This window comes from Pedobacter sp. JY14-1 (genome assembly GCF_029269825.1).
Classification (GTDB): domain Bacteria; phylum Bacteroidota; class Bacteroidia; order Sphingobacteriales; family Sphingobacteriaceae; genus Pedobacter.
The window spans coordinates 209,664-229,570 of the sequence record NZ_JARJHU010000002.1; the positions used below are offsets into that span (position 1 = coordinate 209,664).

Annotated in this window: 18 protein-coding genes; 10 read left to right on the forward strand and 8 right to left on the reverse strand. The window is 48.9% G+C overall.

Translation table 11 applies throughout. The annotated features are described in order from the left end of the window. Positions 1 to 147: 147 nt before the first annotated feature. A complete protein-coding gene (locus tag P2W84_RS05970; RefSeq protein ID WP_276089207.1) occupies positions 148 to 528 on the reverse strand; it encodes a Dabb family protein in 381 nt (126 codons plus the stop codon). Between the two features lie 182 nt (positions 529 to 710). After that, entirely contained in the window at positions 711 to 1,901 is a 1,191-nt protein-coding gene (locus P2W84_RS05975) for an MFS transporter (RefSeq protein ID WP_276089208.1), read from the reverse strand. A gap of 101 nt (positions 1,902 to 2,002) precedes the next feature. On the opposite strand from P2W84_RS05975, the gene P2W84_RS05980 reads away from it, so the two are divergent. Together P2W84_RS05980 and P2W84_RS05985 are read left to right on the forward strand one after the other, a co-directional pair. Further along, positions 2,003 to 3,220, forward strand: coding sequence for a VCBS repeat-containing protein (locus P2W84_RS05980; RefSeq protein ID WP_276089209.1), 1,218 nt, complete (start codon positions 2,003 to 2,005; stop codon positions 3,218 to 3,220). A gap of 195 nt (positions 3,221 to 3,415) precedes the next feature. Then, positions 3,416 to 5,248, forward strand: a complete 1,833-nt coding sequence (locus P2W84_RS05985; protein ID WP_276089210.1) for an alkaline phosphatase — start codon at positions 3,416 to 3,418, stop codon at positions 5,246 to 5,248. A gap of 5 nt (positions 5,249 to 5,253) precedes the next feature. Here P2W84_RS05985 and P2W84_RS05990 read toward each other — a convergent pair whose 3' ends face one another. The 4 genes from P2W84_RS05990 to P2W84_RS06005 are packed head-to-tail and all read right to left on the reverse strand — an operon-like array spanning position 5,254 to position 8,587. Beyond that, entirely contained in the window at positions 5,254 to 5,880 is a 627-nt protein-coding gene (locus P2W84_RS05990; RefSeq protein ID WP_276089211.1) for a DsbA family oxidoreductase, read from the reverse strand. A gap of 9 nt (positions 5,881 to 5,889) precedes the next feature. Continuing rightward, positions 5,890 to 6,795 carry a helix-turn-helix domain-containing protein gene (locus P2W84_RS05995; protein ID WP_276089212.1) on the reverse strand — a complete coding sequence of 302 codons (906 nt, stop codon included), beginning with the start codon at positions 6,793 to 6,795 and terminating at the stop codon, positions 5,890 to 5,892. Between the two features lie 8 nt (positions 6,796 to 6,803). Further along, on the reverse strand, positions 6,804 to 7,739 hold the full coding sequence (locus P2W84_RS06000) for an NADP-dependent oxidoreductase (RefSeq protein ID WP_276089213.1): 936 nt from the start codon (positions 7,737 to 7,739) through the stop codon (positions 6,804 to 6,806). 32 nt (positions 7,740 to 7,771) lie between these two features. Continuing rightward, positions 7,772 to 8,587 (reverse strand): SDR family NAD(P)-dependent oxidoreductase, encoded by an 816-nt coding sequence (locus P2W84_RS06005; RefSeq protein WP_276089214.1) that lies wholly within the window; start codon positions 8,585 to 8,587, stop codon positions 7,772 to 7,774. Between the two features lie 215 nt (positions 8,588 to 8,802). Between P2W84_RS06005 and P2W84_RS06010 the strand changes: the two genes are divergently transcribed. The 7 genes from P2W84_RS06010 to P2W84_RS06040 all read left to right on the forward strand — a co-directional run bounded on the left by P2W84_RS06010 (position 8,803) and on the right by P2W84_RS06040 (position 15,457). Then, positions 8,803 to 9,006: a hypothetical protein gene (locus P2W84_RS06010; RefSeq protein ID WP_276089215.1), complete on the forward strand. Its 204-nt coding sequence runs from the start codon at positions 8,803 to 8,805 to the stop codon at positions 9,004 to 9,006. Between the two features lie 133 nt (positions 9,007 to 9,139). Further along, positions 9,140 to 9,298 (forward strand): hypothetical protein, encoded by a 159-nt coding sequence (locus P2W84_RS06015; RefSeq protein WP_276089216.1) that lies wholly within the window; start codon positions 9,140 to 9,142, stop codon positions 9,296 to 9,298. A 120-nt stretch (positions 9,299 to 9,418) separates the two neighbouring features. Beyond that, positions 9,419 to 10,024 (forward strand): TetR/AcrR family transcriptional regulator, encoded by a 606-nt coding sequence (locus tag P2W84_RS06020; protein WP_276089217.1) that lies wholly within the window; start codon positions 9,419 to 9,421, stop codon positions 10,022 to 10,024. 53 nt (positions 10,025 to 10,077) lie between these two features. After that, positions 10,078 to 10,509, forward strand: coding sequence for a DoxX family protein (locus tag P2W84_RS06025; RefSeq protein WP_276089218.1), 432 nt, complete (start codon positions 10,078 to 10,080; stop codon positions 10,507 to 10,509). Positions 10,510 to 10,554: 45 nt separating this feature from the next. Further along, entirely contained in the window at positions 10,555 to 11,154 is a 600-nt protein-coding gene (locus P2W84_RS06030) for an LEA type 2 family protein (RefSeq protein WP_276089219.1), read from the forward strand. Between the two features lie 75 nt (positions 11,155 to 11,229). Further along, positions 11,230 to 13,668 carry a PIG-L family deacetylase gene (locus tag P2W84_RS06035; protein ID WP_276089220.1) on the forward strand — a complete coding sequence of 813 codons (2,439 nt, stop codon included), beginning with the start codon at positions 11,230 to 11,232 and terminating at the stop codon, positions 13,666 to 13,668. A gap of 82 nt (positions 13,669 to 13,750) precedes the next feature. Then, positions 13,751 to 15,457 carry a sodium:solute symporter gene (locus P2W84_RS06040; protein ID WP_276089221.1) on the forward strand — a complete coding sequence of 569 codons (1,707 nt, stop codon included), beginning with the start codon at positions 13,751 to 13,753 and terminating at the stop codon, positions 15,455 to 15,457. Positions 15,458 to 15,478: 21 nt separating this feature from the next. Here the strand turns inward: P2W84_RS06040 and P2W84_RS06045 are convergent, their stop codons facing one another. Further along, on the reverse strand, positions 15,479 to 16,327 hold the full coding sequence (locus P2W84_RS06045; RefSeq protein ID WP_276089222.1) for a DUF2911 domain-containing protein: 849 nt from the start codon (positions 16,325 to 16,327) through the stop codon (positions 15,479 to 15,481). A gap of 92 nt (positions 16,328 to 16,419) precedes the next feature. Between P2W84_RS06045 and P2W84_RS06050 the strand changes: the two genes are divergently transcribed. Beyond that, positions 16,420 to 19,026: a M1 family aminopeptidase gene (locus P2W84_RS06050; protein WP_276089223.1), complete on the forward strand. Its 2,607-nt coding sequence runs from the start codon at positions 16,420 to 16,422 to the stop codon at positions 19,024 to 19,026. On the opposite strand, the gene P2W84_RS06055 is transcribed toward P2W84_RS06050, so the two are convergent. Then, positions 19,023 to 19,820 carry a hypothetical protein gene (locus P2W84_RS06055; protein ID WP_276089224.1) on the reverse strand — a complete coding sequence of 266 codons (798 nt, stop codon included), beginning with the start codon at positions 19,818 to 19,820 and terminating at the stop codon, positions 19,023 to 19,025. The two genes, P2W84_RS06050 and P2W84_RS06055, sit on opposite strands and share 4 nt — an antisense overlap. Between the last annotated feature and the right edge of the window lie 87 nt (positions 19,821 to 19,907).

Sequence of the window (19,907 nt, forward strand, 5' to 3'; positions counted from 1 at the left end):
AAAAAAGCGGAAAATGACCATTCCGATCATTCCCCGCCATCTAAATTAACGCTCTTATGTATAAAACGCAGCGGGTATGGTTTTGTTTTAAATCAGTCTGTTTTTTTTAACATAAATATTCAGGCCGTTTGATTGCCGGAACCGGCATTACTTTTCGGTCCAGTAATCTACCACTGTTACCTCTGCCAGGAGCGGGTCGACGATGGCCTGAAATGCTTTGTGTTTGGGATGATTGCCATAGATGCCAAGGTCTTTTTCATCCTTAACCGTTACGATAAAGCATTGGGCGAATTTCTTTCCTTCAGGATGGATATCAGCCCCGCCCTCAAACTCGATAATTTCGGGAATCTCTTTTTTGAGCGCCTGGAACGCAGTAATGATTTTGGCTTTCTGCGCTTCGGTTACATCCGGTTTATAACTAAAGGCGACAACGTGGCGTAATTTCTTTTGTCCGATCATGGTGTTTGAAAGTGTCAGGGTTAGGCAGCATGCCGCCGCGATAATGAGGTAAGTGTTAAAAATTTTCATCGTGTGATTTGGTTATACACGAATATACATCAAAATAATAAATGCGTTCAGTTCATCCAATAATTGTTCATTTCATTCCTGACCTTGTAGTCTCCGGAGTATCAATTACTTTAGTGAGTAGCTTACCTACGTAAAGCATTACGAATATTCGAGGGGGCCGTTAACGGCCTCCTTTTTTTTTATCAGCGGTTAAACGGCTGGGACGCAGACTTTGCCAGATAAAATACACAGATAAAGGCCATTATTGCTGCCACGCAGACAAATGCTGCCGACAGTGAATAATGATGCGCAATAAAGCCGAGAAGTGCTGGGCCGGCCAGCTGACCGGCATAACCAAGTGTAGTGACGGCTGGCAGGCTTACCGTCGACGGTATGTTGTTCAGTCTGCCGGCGTCACTGAAAAAAATGGGCACTATGTTGGCCGCCCCGATACCGAGCAGTATAAATCCAAACAGGACCAAAGGCATCCAGGGACTAACGATCGAGATGACCAACCCGGAAGCCGCGATAAGGCTGCCCCCTGCCACGACGGTCTTGTTGTTGAAACGCTCTACAAGTCTGTCTCCGAGAAGGCGCATGGTTGCCATTGCGACGGAAAAGGCAGCATATCCCGCACCGCTGAATTCCGAAGCTATGCCTTTGACATCGCGAAGGAAGACGGCGCTCCAGTCGAGCATCGCGCCTTCTGCAAGGAAGGCAGAAAAGCAAAGTATGCCAAGGAAAAGCACGCTTCCGCTGAACCAGGCGAAAGGTCTGGTGCCTGTTCCGGGATCTTTGAAATGGTTATAGCGTTCGATGATTTTTCTTTCATGCGCAGCATCTAACAAATGACGATACTGCGTGATGCAGATGAGGATAAGCAGCATGCTGATTCCCGTGGCGGCATATACTGGTCCTAAACCAAGGCTGACCAGAAATCCCAGGCCAAGCGAGCCGGCGAGGCCCCCCACACTGAAAAGGCCATGTAGGGAAGACATGATCGGTCTTCCATAGACGTTCTGGACCTGAACCCCATGTGCGTTCATAGCTACATCGATTGACCCTATTGCCGCGCCGAAAACCAGCAGGCAGAAGGCCATTAGCGGCACGGAGGTAATGATCAGCAGCAACGGAAGGGTTAGGGCAATGAAAAGCCCGGAAACCATAATGACGATCCTGCTTCCTGACAGGTTGATGAAGATCCCGCTGACAGGCATCATTACGAGTGCGCCGAAACCCAGGAACAGGAGTAAAACGCCTAACTGGCCTTCATGTAATCCAAGCCGGTCCTTCGCATAAGGGACCATCGGCGCCCAGCTGGCTACCCCAAGGCCGCATACCAGGAAAATCAATTTGGTGGCTGTTTTAGCGTTCCGCAGGTCTTTTTCGTTCATGTAAGGATGTGTGATTGGTCAGCAAAGTTCTTTATTAATCCACAGGTTTGTTCCGATCAAGGTATCTTTTTTGTAACTTGCTGATTCACAAACTATATGTTATGTCAATCTTCCCGATCAAAAAAAACTGTCTGACTACGCTGGTCCCAGTTCTTTTATTTACCGGCAGTGCCTTTTCGCAAGACATGGAAACCAGGTATTTCAGGGACGTAACCGCTACCCATTTGCCATCTGACCCTGAGGCACACCCATTGGACGTTGCCCTGATAGATGTGGATCGGGATGGTGATCTGGACGCTATACTGGCCCTGGAAGGGATGCCTAACAGGTTATATCTGAATGACGGTACCGGAAAGTTTACCTGGAAAAAAGGCGTTTTTGCGGAGGAGCGGCACGATACCGAACATGTACGTCTTGCTGATTTTGATAAGGACGGGCACCTGGACGTAGTTTTCGTAGCAGAGGATGATCAGAACCATGAGTTTTACCTGGGTAAGGGCGACGGAACTTTTGAAAATGCTACTGAACGCCTTCCTGCCCGGAGTGAGGCCAATGGCCTGGATGTTGGCGATGTGAATAAAGATGGGTTGCCGGATATCGTGGTCGGAAACACGGGAACGGGTGCCCATACTTTCTTATGGCTCAATGACCCCGGCAGGCCCGGGTATTTTAAGGACTACACCACGACCGGTTTGCCGGGTAAAGGCTCCCAAAACCAGTCGGTGAAACTTGCCGACCTGAACGGTGACGGTGTTCCGGATCTGGTTGAAGGCAATGAGGTACCACCGAACAGATTGTTTTTCAATGATGGCAAAGGAAACTTTAAGGAACAGCCGTCGGGATTAGACCTCCCCGTTCCCCTGCATACCAGGGAGGTGCTGGTTTTTGATGCGAACGGAGATCGTCAGCCGGATATCCTGTTTGCAAATCTGACCAGCAATGGCGGGGCCACAGAAAAGGACCCGACAGCCCGCCTGCTGATCAACGACGGAAAAGGAAAGTTCAGGGATGAAACGGCTAAGCGGATCCCGAAACATGAGTTTTCGACCTATGCCGCTACGATACTGGATTATGACCGGGACGGGGATCCGGATATCATTCTGAGCGCGCTGAAAATTCCACCTTTTCAGCCGATGCAGATGCAGGCCATGCAGAATGACGGTAAGGGTTATTTTAAACTGGTGACAAATGAGGTAATACCGGCGTCTGCGGTGGGCAGGAGCTGGGGAATCGCCGTAGGCGACGTTAATGCTGATGGCAAGCCTGACCTGTTTGTCGGGCAGTGGGGAACGCAGGCCAGGTTGCTGCTTGGAAAATAAGGTGAAATAAAAAGCCCCTCACATCTGCGTTTTGATCTAAGGGGCCCTATTTGTATAGTTATATAAGCGAAGCTAAGATAAATGGTTTATAATCATTCACCTAATGTTCTATGGTAACAATCTTATGGGAATTCAGCAGTAAGTTCATGTATAGATAAGACAGAGTTAATGATGGCTAAATAATTTTGCTATATAATGAGCATGAAAATACCAAGGATATTCAGTTTGAGCCTCCTGCTTGTTGGCTTAAGCGTTCAGATGCTTCAGGCGCAGCAATATCAGGTGGGCAAAAACGCGCATTCTCATAATGATTACCTGCAGGTGCAACCTTTTTACACCGCCTATGCCAATCGTTTTGCCTCTATAGAGATTGACGTTTACCAGGACGGCAACAACTTATATGTCTCGCACGACAGAAAAGACATCGATACCGCAAAGACCATTGAACGGCTTTACCTGAACCCGCTTTTCGATCAGCTGAAGCTCAATGGCGGCAGGCCTTATCCAGAAGGTGGCAGCCTGCAGTTCATGATCGACTTTAAGACTGCCGGATTGCCCGCGTTGAAAGTGCTGGAAGCCAAGCTGAAGCCTTACCGCGGGTATTTTGACGTAAAGCACAATCCATATGCCGTCCGCATCGTACTGAGCGGAGCCATTCCCCCACCTCCAGAATGGAAAAATTTTGACGAGATCTTCTTTTTTGACGGCCGCCCCGGTATGAAATATACCGAGGACCAGCAAAAGCGTGTGGCTTTTTACAGCACCTCGTTTGAGCAGTTTTCAAAATGGAACGGGTTGGGCAGAATGGTAGCGGAAGACTATGTAAAGGTGGTAAAGTTTGTAGATTCCGTACATGCCGTAGGCAAGCCGGTACGCTTCTGGGGATGTCCGGACACAAAGACTTGCTGGCAGGCCTTCATGAAGATCGGTGTAGACTATCTGAATACCGACCACCCGCCGGAATTGGCAAAGTTCCTGAATACCTATCCTGCCAATTTCTACAGGGCAGTAGGTAAACATGAAATATATAAGCCTACTTTCAAGACCGATGCATTGAAAGTCGCACCAAAAAATGTGATCCTGCTGATCAGCGATGGGGCGGGATTTTCACAGCTCTGGGCTGCGGCAACGGCCAATGGAGGACAGCTGAATGTAACCCAGCTTAAGCAGGCGGGCTATTCCAACACGGTTCCGGCCAATGACTACAACACCGATTCAGCTGCAGGTGCAACTGCAATGAGTATAGGAGAAAAGACCAATAACCGCTTTATCGGTATGTCCGCTTCAGGACAAAAACAGGATAATATTGTCGAGAAGCTCTCTGCCAGGGGGCTTCGCTGCGGTATCGTTTCCAACGACAAGATCACCGGAGCAACCCCTTCTTCTTTCTTTGCACACCAGACTGAGCGTGACTGGAGTGATAAGATCGCAGCTGATGTGGTGAACAGCCCGGCTGCATTGATTATCGGCGGTTATCCCGCTGCATTTGACCAGTCAGGATTGACCGAACAGGTAAAAGCAAAAGGTTTTGAAATTACAAAGGGCCTCGCTAGATTAAAGGATGTGCCAGTCGGCAAGCGTGTGATCTGTTTTGATAACGACCGCACAGAAGATAATTTCAGGCTGATCGAGCCTGCCTTTGATGAGGCTGTAAAGCGACTTGGTCATCACAAGAAGGGTTTCTTCCTGATGATTGAAGGTGCAAAGATCGACGGTGGCGGACACTCCAATAAGATCAGTCAGTGCATTGACGAGTACCTGAGCTTTGACAGACTGGTAGGAAAGGCAATAAAATTCGCTGATGAGGACAAAGAAACACTTGTGCTGATTACGTCAGACCACGAAACGGGAGGTCTGATCGTAGTAGACGGAAATTATCAGGAAGGTACCGTACTGGGCTCTTTTACGACGACAGACCACACTGGACTGCCCGTGCCGTTGTTCAGCTACGGGCCCGGATCAGCTCATTTCAGGGGTTTCCTGCAAAATGCGGACATCCCCAATAAGATTCTTGAACTGATCAGATAACACAATTAACCCCAGGCCTGCCGCATGGCGCCCAGGAAAGTTTCAGGCGCCTGGGCGCCTGAAACGGCAAGCTTCTGGTTAAATATAAAAAATGGTACGCTATGGATACCGATCTGAGCGGCCATTTGCTCGTCTGCACGGACTTCAGTGCTGAAGTCGGTACCCTGCAGCATGGTTTTTATGGCAAAGGCATCCAATCCTATGCTTGCTCCGATTGACTCTAGTTCGGAATGATCGCTGATGTCTTTTCCATCTGTGAAATGTGCCTTGAAAAGCGATTCTTCCACCGAATCTCCCAATCCATCCGCCTTCGCCATTTGTATCAGCCGGTGAGCGTCAAAAGAATTTGCGACGACCGAGTGGTCCAGATTAAACTGAAGTCCGGCTTCTGATGCGGTTTTTGAAACATTCTCCTGCATCTCCATTGCCCATTCAACAGGCCTGCCATATCTGTCGGCAAGGTATTGTGCGGGGCTTTCCGTACTGTTTTGAAGGTTTGGGTCCAGTTCGAAACTGTGCCATTCGACCTCGATCTTGTCTTTATGTTCAAACTGTTCAAGCGCAGCCTCAAATTTCCTTTTGCCGATATAACAAAACGGGCAGCGTATGTCAGACCAGATATCTACTTTCATAAGGTATGATTAATTAACGGGTTGTTTTCTGAATTCCAGCGGTTTGAGGCCGGTCTGCTTTTTAAAGAGCCGGGTAAAATAGGAGGTGTTCTCAAAGCCCAGGTAATAAGCGATCTCGGCTACTCCCCGGTCTGCCGACCGGAGCAGGTTCTTGGCCTCTGAGATCAGCGCCAGATGGATAAGCTCAAGTGCCGTTTTGCCTGTTTCCTGCTTTAATAAATCGCTCAGGTATCTGGACGAAATATTCATTTTTTCGGCCATGTAGTGGACCGATGGCAATCCCTTTTCCTGGAGACCGCCGTTTCCAATGTATTGCTGCAGGACACTGTTGAACCTGGTAACAGTTTTTCCGGAAATCACAGTACGGTTGATGAACTGGCGCTTGTAAAACCGCTGCGAGTAGTTTAGGATGGATGCGATGTGCCCGAGCATGATCTCACGGCTGTATTCGTCCTGGTTGTTATTGTATTCCGTAAGTATCTTATCGCGCAATTCCCAGATGGTTTCCTCTTCTTTGGGCGAGAGGTGGAGCGCTTCATTGACCTCATAGTCGAAAAACCCGTATTTCTGTATGGAACTGTGCAATTCATGGCCCGAAAGATAGTCTTCATGGATGAAGATCATGAACCCGGCTTCCTCAAATTCTACACCTTTGATCCCAATGACTTGCCTGGGCTTCATGAAGTACATGGAGCCATTGTTGCTGTCGTACGGGGTGCGGCCGTACATAATGACACCAGATTTCAGTTTCTTGAAAGCGATGACATAGGCATCGACTGTGAATTCCCTTTCGCCAAGCTGGCAGGAGGACTGGCAGCCGATGAGGCTGAACATAGGGTTTTCCGGGGCAGACCAGTGGTTGCCTTCATGCAGTTCACTTAAGGTCTTGTAGTGTTTGACGGAGCCGGGTTTCATTTCAGTTCTTATAGTTTAATAGCGATCTTACCGACAGTCCTGCCGGTCTCCAGTTGACGGTGTGCTTCCGGCATCTGTTCAAAAGAAAAAGTCTCAGACACATGGGCTTTGAGCGTTCCTTCACCGAGAAGTGCGGCGATCTCGCGCATGTCCGCACCGTTGGACTGTACCAGGATGAAGTATCCGTCGACCCCTTTTGCCTTCGCCTTGGCGGTCACTTCCTCGTTTAACCCGGATGGGATGCTAATGATCTTACCGCCCTTTCTGGTCACCTCCAGCGAAAGGTCAATGTTGTCGCCGCCGATGGTATCGAGTACAAAGTCGTATGCTACCGGATGTGCAGACCAGTCTATATGATGGTAGTCAATGTGTTCATCTGCCCCAAGGCCAAGGACAAAATCCCTGTTACGTGCCGAGGATGTGCCGGTAACCTGTGCACCCAGGTGCTTCGCGAGTTGCACTGCAATGTGCCCAACACCACCGGCAGCCGCATGGATCAGTACCTTCTGGCCGGGCCGGACTTTTGCATGAGTGACCAGCGCCTGCCAGGCGGTAAGTGCAACAAGGGTTGCCGCCGCTGCCTCTTCGTGGGAAATGCCTTGAGGTTTCAATGCCAGCTGATCTGCAGGGGCAGCTACATATTCGGCATAAGCTTTTCCATGCCCGGGGAAATTGATCATTCCGAATACTTCATCTCCGGCTTTAAATGCTTCACTTGCGCTTTCTGTGACGATCCCGGATATGTCCCAGCCCAGGATCAGCGGGCTTTCCTCCTTAATGCGGCCGAAAACTCCTTTTCCCATACGGGTTTTGACATCAACAGGGTTGATGCTGATGGCCTTTACCTGAACGAGCACTTCGCCCGGTTTTATCTCCGGCTTTGCCATATCGATGTATTCAAGCTGGTCGGGTGCTCCGGCTGCTTTCAGTGCAATTGCTTTCATTGGATTGATTTTATGTGCTAAAGATAAATTACTTACCCGTGTGCCGCTACGGAAATTTCATTCCATGACTTCCATGTGTCTAATTTCTCTGCATATACCTGTTCGGTCCTGGCAAGCCCAACTTTCCCCAGAAATAATCTTAATGGCGGGTTTTCGCTGTCGATCAGTTTAAGCACGGCAGGAACAGTCGCCTCCGGCCTGCCATAAAGACCAGGTTGCTGATTTTGAGACAGTTTTGTTCTTAGTGCATCGTAAGCAGATATGGGGTCACTATATATAGCTGATTCCCCTCCGAATTCTGTAGTATAGCCATTAGGTTCGATAATGGTCACCTTAATGCCCAGGTCACTTACCTCGCTGGCCAGGGATTCGCTGAGACCTTCAACTGCAAACTTCGTCGCATTGTAAATTCCGAGGTTGGGAAGTGTCCATACGCCGAGTACGCTGGACAACTGGATGATGTGTCCGCTGCCCTGTTCCCTTAGTACAGGGAGCGCGGCCTGGGTGACCCAGAGTGTACCAAATACATTGGTGTCGAATATCTGCCTGGCGTTTTCCTCGCTAACTTCTTCGACGGCACCAAATACCCCGTATCCTGCGTTGTTGATCACCACATCCACCCTTCCAAAATGTGATCTGGCCGCATTCACGGCCGCAGTTACCTGCTGTTTATTGGTGATGTCAAGCTGAAGAGGCAGAAAACGGTCGCCGTATTTCGCTTTGAGGTCCTCTAAATTTCCTGTATTGCGTGAAGTTGCCGCTACATTATCGCCGCGCTCGAGCAGCGCTTCAGTCCATAGCCTTCCGAATCCTTTGGAAGCGCCGGTAATAAAAATTGTCTTTGACATAATCATTTTTTTATGGATCAAAATTAATTCGGCAGCTGTACAGATAATCACCTGTTTGAGCGAAAGAATAGCACATAAATACGTCGGCCAACTTCCGGGGTGTTTTTAAATTCATTAAATCCGTTAAATGTTGTTCAATAGTCACATAATTTAGTATGTTTGAAATCCCATATTTAACATGATGCAACGCTTCTCAAACCCATCAAATTACCGCTATGACTGAAATAAAAAATGATCCGAAAATTTTTTCGCAACCAATATCCAATGTCAGGGTAGGTCAATATCTGGCCAATTTGGGTGAAGTGCTGGAAATTGAGGAGCAGGAAGGCTATTTTTGCCTGATTATCGGCCGGCTTAATGAAAAGCAGGTAATCAGGTTTGGCAAAGAGGAGCTCATGATCCTTATTCATCCCGATTAACGGCGCGGAGCGTAACGCCTCAATTTTATGTAACCGTGCTGAATGTATCAGCTGCTGTTTGCCGTCGGATTGTTAATTGATTTGATCTTAAGTTAATATACGTTTATTAATTTAGCCGTAAATCCTTTATATTATGGAAATCAACTACGCTATATTAATCCCTGTGATCCTGGTTGTTGTCATCCTGATCATTTATCTGATCCGCAAAAACAGGAAGGACAAAAATAGGTATGAAAAAGAAACCATCGAAGCAGAAACGCCACCGGAAAAGCACGATAAGGACAGGGTTTAATTATGGATGATCAGGAGTGAATACGACTTTGTTGTATTTGCGTCAGAAATTTCCATGTGCTTTTATAAATCTGTAAAAGCTATTAAATTTGATAACAGTGTTAACCAAACTTACAGATCTATGGGAATAGCGGAACGCAAACAACGCCAGAAGGAAGAGTTCCGGGCCAGTATACTTGAGGCTGCCTGGCTCCAGGTGCTGGCAGACGGATGGCAATCCCTGTCCATACGCAAGATTGCAGATGCCATTGAATACAGTATTCCTGTCATTTACAATCATTTCGAGAATAAAGAGGCTATCCTTACAGAATTTACCCGGGAGGGTTTCAGTAAACTTGCAGCAACACTTCAGAAGGAAAAGGAAAAGCACAAAGAGCCCGCTGCACAGCTAGAAGCTATTGCCCATGCTTACTGGGAGTTTGCTTTCGCAAATAAGGAGTACTACCAGCTGATGTTCGGTCTGGGCATACCTGCCTGTGACCAGGTAAATAAAATCTCGGAAATGAAGACCATGACTACTGTCATGATCTCTACCATTCAGGATGCCATCGCCATCAGCAGGCACCCTGATGCCGATTACTTTTTAAAATATCATACTTTTTTTTCCATTTTGCATGGCCTGGTCTCTATAAAGATGATCGAACAGTCCGGTAAGCCCGATGCGAAAAGCAAAATGGTCCTGCAGGATGCAGTTTCAGGATTTATTACTGCACTCATTGCGCAGTAATGTCGAAATTTTTATATTTCGGCATTTAAGCAAACATAAACCATCAAACTGATATGAGAAAACTGTTCAATACCAATTTTAATAACGAGAGTGTGCATTTTATGCTGCTTGTACTGCGTGTGAGCATTGGAGCTTTTATGGCTATTCATGGTTTCCAAAAACTGCAGTGGGTACTTGCAGGCGGAGAAGTTCAGTTCGGAGACCCCATTGGCCTGGGTCCTGCAGTGTCTCTTTATCTTACCATTTTTGCGGAGTTTTTCTGTTCTATCCTGCTCATTCTTGGTTTGGCAACGCGCCTGGCGCTGATTCCCCTGATCGTTACCATGCTGGTTGCCGTACTCGTTGTGCATGCACCCGATGGTTTCGATAAGAAGGAATTAGGCCTGCATTTCCTGGCCGTATTTCTCTTTCTGCTGGTATCCGGACCTGGCAGGTTCAGCATCGATACAGCAATCGGTAAAAACGCTTCGCGCCGAAGAAGATAAGTCTTCCGTTACATAATTAAGGTTGATCATATCCGTTATAGGTTCATGAAAAGGATTTTACTGGCCTGTCTGCTCCTTGCCGGAGCCGCTGGCTGTGGTATCAATAAGCAGGCGCAGCAGATTAAAGCGCTCGAGAAGTGCAAGTACAGGATCATATCTGCACAACAGGTCATGCTGGGCGGAGCAGATGTTAAAGGCATCATCCAGAAGCAGGACCTCAATATCGCCAGTCTCCCTGGACTGGTGCTCGGACTGCTGAGGCAGGACGTGCCACTGAAGGCCCGCCTAAACCTGGAAGTCGTCAACCCGTCTTCCGATGCCGCCGCGATCAATGAATTCGAATACCAGATATTTATCAACAAGCAGCAACTGGCTACCGGTAATGTCAACCAGGAATTCCATGTCGATGCGGGCAAAACCGCAGTAGTTCCGGTAGATATGGAAGTCAATGTTTATCCCTTTGTGTCCAACAAGCAGGTCATGAGTGATATCGGTGAGTTCCTGAAGGCCGGCCAGGGTGGCCCCGAGAAAAAGGGACTGCTTACCCTGAAGATCAGGCCCAGCATCAAAGTAGGAGGGACTCTGGTCAAATACCCTGGCTTTATCACGATCGACAAGGAAATCAGCAGTAAAATTCTCCTATAATTGTTACGGAACTTCCCTGTGCTGAAAATAGAAATCTGGTTTTTTTAAGTATTTTCGGGAGCGTAAGACCCGAATATGAAACCTCATGTATACCTTTTCCTGCTGGCTGTTATATTCCCTTTCATCGGGATGGGCCAGGGCATGCAGCAAATGAACGCCGCAGAAATCAAACAAGGCCTGGAAGCATTAGAGGTAACGGGCAGTGTGCTGTATGTCGCCGCCCATCCTGACGATGAAAATACCCGCCTCCTGGCCTGGCTCGCTAAAGAAAAGAAAGTACGGACAGGCTACCTTTCCCTTACCCGGGGCGATGGCGGCCAGAACCTGATCGGTAACGAACAGGCAGAGTTGCTCGGACTCATCCGTACCCAGGAACTGCTCGCGGCCAGACGTACCGATGGTGCCGAGCAATTCTTTACCCGCGCCAACGACTTCGGTTTTTCCAAGAACCCGGAAGAGGCCTTCAGGATCTGGGATAAACAGAAGATATTGGCCGATGTAGTATGGACCATCCGGAAATTCCAACCCGATATCATCATTACCCGCTTCCCTGAAGATGCCCGTGCCGGCCACGGACATCACTCAGGTTCAGCAATACTTGCGCATGAAGCCTTTAAGGCAGCCGCAGACCCAAAACAGTTCCCTGATCAGCTGAAATACGTAAAACCCTGGAAAGTAAAACGCATCCTGTGGAACACTTTTAACTTCGGAGGAAACAACACCACCTCGGACGACCAGCTGAAGCTCGACGTGGGAAGTTACAATGCCCTGCTCGGAAAAAGCTATGGCGAAATTGCTGCCGAAAGCCGCTCCAACCACCGCAGTCAGGGTTTTGGTTCCGCACGGCAGCGGGGTTCCGGACTGGAATTTTTTGCTGCTGTTGACGGCGAGCCCGCAAAATCAGATATTTTCGAAGGTATCGATTTCAGCCTTGGCCGCAATCCCGGCTATACAGCGGTTAAAAACCTGCTTGCCGAGATCAACAGCGAATATCAGGTGTCAGACCCCTCAAAGTCTGTTGCAAAATTGCTACAGCTCAAGGAACTTACCAAAGATAAAGCCTTCAAGCATAGCCTGCTTGACGACCTGATCCTGGCCTGCGCAGGCATCTGGCTGGAAAGTGCCGCCGGCAGCCCATCTTTCGCGCTCGGTCAACCCGTCAATGTCAGGGTCCAGGCGATAGCCAGGGTCAGCCCCGGCTTTTCCTATCCCATCAACGTTACCGAGACGAATACCGGTGCCTCGTTCAACCTTAAGCCCAACCAGTTTTATGCCCAGGACAAGCAACTGGCAGCATCGAATGCATCAGTGACACAACCTTACTGGCTGGAAAAGGAACATGGTGCGGGCACCTATGTCGTCGAAGATCAGCAAAAGATCGGCTTGCCGGAAACCCCTGTCGGGCTCAGCGGAAACTTTAAAGTCAGCATCGGCGGCCAGGTAATCGAAAAGGAATTGCCCGTTGTGTTCAAATATACCGACCAGGTAAGGGGAGAAGTCTACCAGCCGCTGGTCATCGCCCCGCCGGTTACCGCCACACTTGCTGATAAGGCCTTTGTGTTCAACGGTACAGAAACCAGGAAAATCAGTGTGGCGCTCAAATCCTTTGCCGGGAAAGCTACCGGCACCGTACAGCTGGCGTTGCCCCAGGGCTGGAAATCCAATCCTGAAAAAATAAGCTTTAGTATGACAGAAAAGGGTGAACTCCATATGGCAGAATTCCTGGTTACCTCATCCGGAAGCATTACCTCAGGAACCTTGCAGGTGAGTGTTTCCACCGATGGTAAAGCATTTCGCCAGGGGCTCCACGTCATTAGCTACGAACACATTCCTGTGCAAACCCTTTTTCCGCTCGCTAAAGCCGATGTACACCGCATAGACCTCAAACTGGCAGGCAAACGAATAGGCTATATCAATGGCGCAGGCGATCTTGTTGCCGCATCACTGAAGCAGATCGGTTACGAAGTCACGAACCTCAGTCCTGCTCAGGCCATCAGCAATGACCTGTCCGGTTTCGACGCCATCGTTACCGGCGTGCGCCTCTATAATGTCAGCGATCAACTGGCTGAGATGCAGCCCAGGCTCATGAAATATGTGGAAGATGGGGGAAACCTCGTTGTGCAGTACAACGTAAATGGTCCACTGAGGATTGACGAACTCGGTCCGTATCCTTTCAGCCTCTCCCGCGACAGGGTAACTGAAGAAGATGCCAAAGTCACGTTTTTAGTACCAAAGGACCCTGTCCTGAATTACCCGAACCAGATCAGCAGCAAAGACTTTGACGGCTGGGTGCAGGAGCGCGGCCTCTACTTCGTTGGCAACATGGACCAGAAATATACCCCGGTGCTGAGTATGAACGATACCGGTGAATCCGCAAAGAACGGTGCACTCATTGTAGCCGGTTTCGGCAAAGGACGCTATGTATATACCGGTATCTCCTTCTTCCGTCAGCTCCCTGCAGGTGTGCCCGGCGCTTTCCGCCTGTTCGTTAACCTGTTATCCCGGCCCAAATGAGCTATAAGTACTTTTATCGCCTGTTGATCGGCTGGCTCATCCTGCTTATCCTTTTGTTTTACGCATTTACCCGCTATTTCGCATGAGCAGCTTAGACTGGGCCATACTGCTGCTTACCCTGGTGGTTATCATCGTCTACGGGGTTTACAAAAGCCGGGGCGAAAAGGATATCCACGGATATCTGCTCGGCAGCCAGTCCCTTCCCTGGTACCATGTCTGCCTATCGGTAATGGCTACCCAGGCCAGTGCCATCACCTTTTTGTCTGCACCCGGGCTGGCGTATTCGTCCGGCATGAGCTTCGTGCAGTTCTACTTTGGCGTACCCCTCGCCATGATCGTTCTGTGTATCACATTCGTACCCATATTTCACCGGCTCAAGGTCTATACGGCATACGAATACCTCGAACAACGCTTCGACGTGAAAACCAGGGCGCTTACCGCCTTTCTTTTCTTAATACAGCGCGGACTGTCCACTGGCATTACTATTTATGCACCTTCGATCATCCTGTCTACCATCCTCAACATCAACACTACCTATACTACGCTGTTCATCGGTTGCCTGGTCGTTTTTTACACCGTTTACGGGGGGACAAAAGCTGTTTCCTATACCCAGATGCTGCAAATGAGCATTATTTTCTGCGGGCTCTTCGCCGCGGGCGCTATGGTTGTACACCTTCTTCCTGCCGATATTGGTTTCGTAAAAGCCATTAGTATCGCCGGAAAAATGGGCAGAACCAACGCCATAGACCTGACTTTCGACCTGAACAACAAGTACACGCTCTGGACCGGGCTCTTAGGGGGATTTTTCCTGCAACTGTCTTATTTCGGCACCGATCAGAGCCAGGTAGGCCGTTATCTTTCCGGCGCCTCGACAGACCAAAGCAGACTTGGTTTACTCATGAATGGCCTTGTCAAAATTCCCATGCAATTTCTTATCCTGCTCATCGGCATCCTGGTCTTTGCATTTTATCAGTATAATAAGCCTCCCGTTTTTTTTAATAGCTTCGAACTGAACAAACTCGAAAAGAGCAGGTACAAACCTCAGCTCGATCAGCTCAAACTGCAATATGAACACATCCATGAAGAAAAGGAAAGCGCCGTAAACCGTATGAGCAAAGCGTTGGATGCAAATGACACCGCACAGATCAGTGCAGGGAGATCTGCACTGCAGCTTGCAGACCAGCGGGAGAAGACCGTTAAAAAACAGGTAACCGACCTGATGCTGGAAAACGATAAGCATGCCAACACTGATGACAATAATTATATTTTCCTCAGTTTTGTTACCCAATATCTGCCCAAAGGACTGGTGGGCCTGCTCATCGCTATTATTTTCCTGGCCTCCATGGGTTCTACCGCAAGTGCGCTCAATTCCCTGGCCTCCACCACCGTAATAGATATTTATAAACGATTTGTACATAAGGATGGTTCTGACATGCGGTATCTGCAAGCCTCAAGGCTCGCCACCGTCTTCTGGGGCGTCGTTTGTATCATCATGGCGCTCTATGCCGGGAAGATCGGTAACCTGCTGGAAGCAGTTAATATCCTCGGCTCCTATATTTATGGTACTATCCTCGGCGTGTTCCTTGTTGCCTTTTATATCAAACAGATAGGGGCAAGGGCCGTTTTTACCGGTGCGATTCTCACCCAGCTGGTAGTTACCGCGCTGGGCTGGCATGAAGTTGTCGCCTACCTCTGGCTTAATGTCATCGGCTGCGCACTGGTGATCTTGTTTTCACTTGCTGCAGAATTGTTCTTACATAAAAAAACCGGTACAAGACCGGTTTCATAAGAATTTCAGGCATGGCCTGCATTATTTCCTGGCTTCATTCAGAACAGCCGTATTCAGGCGTACATATTCATCGTTCTTCATTTCTGTTGCCAGTTTCAGTCCGGTTTCAGCCGTAGCAGCAGCGCCTTTCTTGTCGCCCATTTTCAACTGCAGCCGTGCTTTCCACAGTCTTATCCAGGGTGCCTTGGCATCGGCCTGTTCAGCAGCGTTCATCCATTCCAGTGCCTTGTTCAGGTCCTTTCCGTTCTCAAAATAATATTGTGCAGCCTGAAAATAAGGTTTCTTTTCACCTTTCATCGCTTCGTCAATGCTGGCCATTACCTGCGCATCTACCTCAGTGCTCAGGTTTGCAGTAACTACTGTATTGTCCCAGACCAGTTGCAGCTTAGCCGTAGTCGGATAAACATCTGTAAACTGGATTGTAAAGGTCTCCGTTTTTTCCCTGGCCTTTACTGGTTTTACTTTCACGCGCAGTACGTCATCGCTTTCTTTATAGGTATAGGCGCCCCACTCTTTTGAGCCCTTATTGAAGATAATTGTCCATTCATTTTCTCCAGGTATCGTAAACAGTTCGTATTCCCCTGCGGCAAGTTCTTTTCCCTCTATTTTTACTGGTTCTGTGAACGCGATTGTAGTTGCCGAATTGGCGCCCGTACGCCAAACCGAACCAAAAGGTTCAAGACCGCCAAAGATCTTTCGGCCCTTTACATTAGGCCTGGAATAGTTTACAGTGATTTTTCCCAGTCCGAAAGCTTGGGACAGGGTCTGTGCAGTGCTTGGTTGTGGCATTCTTAAGCCTTGTGCATTGGTTTCAGCATGCAGCACCAGTGCCAGTGCCAGCACTGCTAAGGTTTTGATGGAAGATTTCATCTCAGAGGTTTTTATGGTAATAATCTTGTTTTGTTGCCGCTAAAATAAGGTAATTCCGGTGTAATTTTCCCGCCAATGCTTAATTTCGTTGCATGGCCAGCTTACGATATTTCCTGCCCTTCCTGTTTCTCCTGCTGTCGGGCTGTAATGCCTTTAAAAAGAGTTCACCGGACATCATAGATCACACCGGGGGGGCGGTGACCGAGCCGGGAGTGTCTGCCCCGCTTGCCCGCTACCGCAAGGCTATGATCACTAAAATCAGGTACGACCTCCATTTTGACATACCCGCAAACCGGGACAGCCAGATACTGGCCAGCGCCTATCTGTCATTTCAACTCCGTCACCGGCCCAAGGGCGACCTGCAACTGGACTTTAAAGAGGTGCCGGCCAAACTGAAGACGCTGACCGTTAACGGAAAACCGGTTCCGCTGCGGTGCCAGGACGAGCATCTGCTTATCCCTGAAAATCAGCTGGTAAAAGGTGATAACCGAATAGAGATCAACTTCATTGCCGGCGAGTCCGCACTCAACCGCAACCCGGATTACCTGTATACCTTATTTGTCCCTGACCGGGCGCGTACTGTTTTTCCCTGTTTTGACCAGCCCGATCTCAAAGCGGTCTACGCACTCACACTTACCTTACCGGAAGCATGGGACGCCATTGCTAACGCCCGTCTAAAAGCCACCACATATCCCGCCTCCGGCAGAAAACAATTGCAATATGCCGTATCAGATACCCTAAGTACCTATTTATTTGCCTTCGCAGCAGGCAAATTCCGGAAAGACAGCCTGCAACTTTCTACGGGAAATGCGGATTTCCTGTTCCGCGAGACTGATACCGCCAAGATCAGGCAAAGTGTCAGGACCATTTTCAACCTCCACAAAGATGCCCTGAAATTTATGGAAGAATGGACTGGTATCCCTTATCCCTTTCAGAAGTTCGGCTTCGTCGCGATTCCTGATTTCCAGTTTGGCGGCATGGAACATCCCGGAGCCATCCAGTACAAATCCTCCGCCCTTTTTCTCGATGCCGGAGCCACGATGGATCAGCAGAATGCGCGTACCAATGTCATCGCCCATGAGACTGCGCATATGTGGTTTGGTGACCTGGTCACGATGAACTGGTTCACAGATGTCTGGATGAAGGAAGTATTTGCCAATTTCATGGCGGATAAAAGTACGGAGGCACAAACCGGCCGGGAAATGTTTGATCTGAAATTCCTCACAGACCATTTTCCTGCTGCGTATTCCATAGATCGCACCAGTGGTTCGAACCCGATCCGGCAGGAGCTGGCCAACCTGCAGGATGCAGGTACACTTTACGGTAACATCATTTATCACAAGGCTCCCATCATGATGCGGCAACTGGAACGCCTCATGGGCAAGGAAGCCTTTCAAAGGGGCGTCAGGGAATATTTACGCCGTTTTGCCAATTCCAACGCCTCCTGGCCAGACCTCATCCGGATACTCGACCAGCATTCCCCGGCAGACCTTGAACAATGGAACAAGGTTTGGGTGAATGAACCTGGTCGGCCGGTCATCGGCTACCAGCTGGATACGGTCAGTGGGAAGATCAGTAAACTGCTCGTCACCCAGTCACCAGAGTACGGCCAGAAACGCATCTGGCCACAACTGTTCGAGCTCAGGCTGTTTTACAAAGATCGCAGTAAAGAGCTGACCATTAACCTGGACCAGCCACAAGTCGAAGTAACTGAAGCCAGCGGCCTTGAGGTACCGCTTTTTATCCAGTTCAATTCTTCAGGGCAGGGTTACGGACTGTTTCCTGCAGATGCCCGCATATTACCAGCGCTCTATAGTTTGAAAAGCCCGCTGAACAGGGCTTCCGCCTATATCGGCCTCTACGAAAATATGCTGAACGGAAGGACCATCCGGCCTGCTGAATTGCTTGACCGGTTCACAGAAGGACTGTCCAGGGAACCCGAAGAACTGAACCTGAAACTCTTAACCGGTTACCTTATCAATATTTACTGGCAGTTCATCACTGAGCCGGAGCGGAACCAGCGCATGCATACCCTGGAACAAAAACTTTGGGATGCCATGCTGCATCAGAGTAAGCCAAACCATAAAAAGCTGCTCTTCCGGGCTTATCAGGACATCTGTATTTCAGCAGGAGCTCAAAAGAAACTTTATGCAATATGGTCCTCCCAGCGAGCCCCTGAAGGTATGCGGCTTACCGAAGACGACTATACCTCCATCGCTTTTTCGCTGATGTTGCGGAGCTATAAGGATTCCGGCATTGCCGCGAAACAGCGCGACAGAATCAGCAACCCGGACCGGCTCAAACGCTTTGACTTTATCTTGCCAGCCCTTTCTGCTGGTGTAGAGCAGCGTGATGCATTTTTCGCAAGTCTCGCTCAAAAGGCCAACCGGGAAAAGGAAGCCAACGTCGTGACCGCGCTTTACTACCTGCACCATCCTCTAAGACAGGTCAGCTCTATCCGTTATCTGTCCAAAAGCCTGCAAATGCTCAGCGAAATACAGACCACAGGTGACATCTTCTTTCCTCAGAACTGGCTGCAGACCACACTCAGCTTCTACCATAGCCCCGAAGCCGCGTCCATAGTGAATGACTTCCTAAAACAGCATCCCGACTATAATCCTAAGCTCAGGGCAAAACTGTTACAGGCAGCCGACCCTCTTTTCAGGGCCTGCAATCTGTTAAGTCAGACAGGACTTTAATCCTTAAGTTCCATATAGGTAATTCTGAACCGTTGTTCCGTTGCTCCTGATTTAACCACCATTTCCCCCGGATAACCGGAAGCATTGTACGTGTAGCTGTAGCTGACCGCACCGTTTGCAGAGCCAGCTGCCTCAATGCCTAAGGGGTTATTTGGTCCTGGCTTCAGGAAATCATATTTACATTCCAGTAAGATCCGTTCCGCCAGTTTGACATTACTGAACAGTCCTTTTCCCGTGTCATATTTCAGTATGCGTTCCTTTGGAGCCCCTTCCGCAGGTCGCTCTATTATCCTTGTGCAGTTTCCCGCTTCATATTCCATGTCCAGCTGTCGCTCCGGCACATTATTATAATAATACTTCAGGCTTTCCAGCAGCGCTCCGTTATAGGTGATTGTATAGGTAATCCCTGTGAAAGAACTTACCGTACCCGTCACGCTGAACCGTCGCATCCTGGGGCCAGCCACACTGGCTTTCTGGTAATCGACCAGCTCATACTGTTTATCGGAAAGGTATTTCATATAACTTACCGGCAGGCCATCCTTCCAGCCAACTTCTGTACGGTACCCGTCTGAACCTTTAATGGTATTTATTTCAGACGTGTTTTCGGTGTATTTCAGCTCGATCTTCAGATTTTTTGACTCCAGCGAAACCGGTAGCAGCAACGCACCCGGTTTTATTTCTGTCACTGTGTCGTCCTGGGGCTTGCCCTGTATGTTTTCAGTAGTGTTGTCCCTTTTACAGGCTCCGCCAAGGCAAAGGCCGCAAAGCAGAATGGTCTTCAGTTTGTTCTTCATCAGATTAAAGTTTGGTAATGAGATAAACTGTACTGAATCTGCCCTAACTACAACGGAATGGCTGATATTTTTGTTAAATTTACGGCT

Excerpts from the sequence above, each read along its gene's own strand:
- P2W84_RS06055 (WP_276089224.1), bottom strand. The coding sequence starts at position 19,820 with ATGAAGAACAAACTGAAGACCATTCTGCTTTGCGGCCTTTGCCTTGGC.
- P2W84_RS06000 (WP_276089213.1), bottom strand. The coding sequence starts at position 7,739 with ATGAAAGCAATTGCACTGAAAGCAGCCGGAGCACCCGACCAGCTTGAA.
- P2W84_RS06025 (WP_276089218.1), top strand. The coding sequence starts at position 10,078 with ATGAGAAAACTGTTCAATACCAATTTTAATAACGAGAGTGTGCATTTT.
- P2W84_RS05995 (WP_276089212.1), bottom strand. The coding sequence starts at position 6,795 with ATGAAACCCGGCTCCGTCAAACACTACAAGACCTTAAGTGAACTGCAT.
- P2W84_RS06010 (WP_276089215.1), top strand. The coding sequence starts at position 8,803 with ATGACTGAAATAAAAAATGATCCGAAAATTTTTTCGCAACCAATATCC.
- P2W84_RS06035 (WP_276089220.1), top strand. The coding sequence starts at position 11,230 with ATGAAACCTCATGTATACCTTTTCCTGCTGGCTGTTATATTCCCTTTC.
- P2W84_RS05980 (WP_276089209.1), top strand. The coding sequence starts at position 2,003 with ATGTCAATCTTCCCGATCAAAAAAAACTGTCTGACTACGCTGGTCCCA.
- P2W84_RS06040 (WP_276089221.1), top strand. The coding sequence starts at position 13,751 with ATGAGCAGCTTAGACTGGGCCATACTGCTGCTTACCCTGGTGGTTATC.
- P2W84_RS05990 (WP_276089211.1), bottom strand. The coding sequence starts at position 5,880 with ATGAAAGTAGATATCTGGTCTGACATACGCTGCCCGTTTTGTTATATC.
- P2W84_RS06020 (WP_276089217.1), top strand. The coding sequence starts at position 9,419 with ATGGGAATAGCGGAACGCAAACAACGCCAGAAGGAAGAGTTCCGGGCC.
- P2W84_RS06050 (WP_276089223.1), top strand. The coding sequence starts at position 16,420 with ATGGCCAGCTTACGATATTTCCTGCCCTTCCTGTTTCTCCTGCTGTCG.
- P2W84_RS06005 (WP_276089214.1), bottom strand. The coding sequence starts at position 8,587 with ATGTCAAAGACAATTTTTATTACCGGCGCTTCCAAAGGATTCGGAAGG.
- P2W84_RS06015 (WP_276089216.1), top strand. The coding sequence starts at position 9,140 with ATGGAAATCAACTACGCTATATTAATCCCTGTGATCCTGGTTGTTGTC.
- P2W84_RS06045 (WP_276089222.1), bottom strand. The coding sequence starts at position 16,327 with ATGAAATCTTCCATCAAAACCTTAGCAGTGCTGGCACTGGCACTGGTG.
- P2W84_RS06030 (WP_276089219.1), top strand. The coding sequence starts at position 10,555 with ATGAAAAGGATTTTACTGGCCTGTCTGCTCCTTGCCGGAGCCGCTGGC.
- P2W84_RS05985 (WP_276089210.1), top strand. The coding sequence starts at position 3,416 with ATGAGCATGAAAATACCAAGGATATTCAGTTTGAGCCTCCTGCTTGTT.
- P2W84_RS05970 (WP_276089207.1), bottom strand. The coding sequence starts at position 528 with ATGAAAATTTTTAACACTTACCTCATTATCGCGGCGGCATGCTGCCTA.
- P2W84_RS05975 (WP_276089208.1), bottom strand. The coding sequence starts at position 1,901 with ATGAACGAAAAAGACCTGCGGAACGCTAAAACAGCCACCAAATTGATT.